This is a genomic window from Acinetobacter sp. 228 (genome assembly GCF_048147885.1).
This window is the reverse complement of record NZ_JAYWYV010000651.1, coordinates 1-1,007: the sequence shown is the minus strand read 5'-3', so window position 1 is coordinate 1,007 and position 1,007 is coordinate 1. Positions and strand designations below refer to the sequence as shown.

Sequence of the window (1,007 nt, the reverse complement as noted above, 5' to 3'; positions counted from 1 at the left end):
ACACCGTATTGAAATGTTAAAACGCGAAATTACTGAATATTATCAAGATTATCGTGTCAGCAAGAACCTGATTGAACTGCGTAATCTTGTACTTGTTTCTGAAATGATTGTTCGTTGTGCCATGCACCGTAAAGAATCACGTGGCTTACATTACACACTTGATTATCCGGAAACTTCGAGCGAGATTCGTAAAACGGTTCTGACGCCTCCAAACTTTGCAGTAGAGCAACCTTTGGTGAATACCAGTGTATAAATAGTTTCTTTATAAAAAAGCACGGTTCATGCCGTGCTTTTTTATTACTTAAGATTTATGGTCTAGGTGGAATTGAGTAAGTCGCGGTCACATGTGCCACGGGTTCCTCTTGCCCTACTGAATAAATCCAGACCTCACCTACGACTAAACTCTTTCCTACTTTCATGAGTTTACATTCACTGCGTAAGTCTTGATCACCTGCGGGTTTTCTCAGGAAATTAATATTAAAATTGGTGGTTACAGCTAAACCAATAATTCCAATTTCACCGAGTATTGCAATATATAAAGCAAAGTCAGCCAAAGTCATCATAGTCGGGCCAGATATAGTACCGCCCGGACGTTGATGTCTTTGGTCAACGTGATAATAAACAACGGCAGCTTTAGAGGTGACTGATTCAATCGTGCAATGTTCCAAACTTTGTGGGAATTCCTTTTCAAGAAATGCCACAATTTCTTCTTTTGAGCTTTTCATCCTTGTTATTCTTCAATTTTAAACAGTAATTAAAATAGCATAAGATACTGCCCAATATTTTCTATGACGTTTGAAACCAGATTTCTTGTCATTTTTCACCACTCCCCCAAAAATATGAGAGTGGATAATCCCATGGCTTATGCTAAATATTGCAAAGCTTGCTCGAATACCTGATCAGGACTTTGGGTAGCATCTAAACGTTTAATACGCTCAGGCTCAGCTTTCCATAAGGTTTCATATCCTTCACGAACCTTGGTAAAGAAGCTTAACTTTTCCTGTTCA

General features: G+C 38.6%; 2 protein-coding genes and 1 pseudogene. 1 reads left to right on the top strand and 2 read right to left on the bottom strand.

All coding sequences use genetic code 11. The features are described from left to right. Positions 1-253 (top strand): annotated as a pseudogene (locus VXQ92_RS21600) (L-aspartate oxidase); the annotation flags it as partial. A 55-nt stretch (positions 254-308) separates the two neighbouring features. Here VXQ92_RS21600 and VXQ92_RS21595 read toward each other — a convergent pair. Together VXQ92_RS21595 and VXQ92_RS21590 are read right to left on the bottom strand one after the other, a co-directional pair. Continuing rightward, positions 309-725 (bottom strand): PaaI family thioesterase, encoded by a 417-nt coding sequence (locus VXQ92_RS21595; protein ID WP_000842540.1) that lies wholly within the window; start codon positions 723-725, stop codon positions 309-311. Between the two features lie 137 nt (positions 726-862). Next, the coding region (locus VXQ92_RS21590; protein WP_416683128.1) for a dTMP kinase at positions 863-1,007 on the bottom strand (145 nt) is incomplete at its 5' end.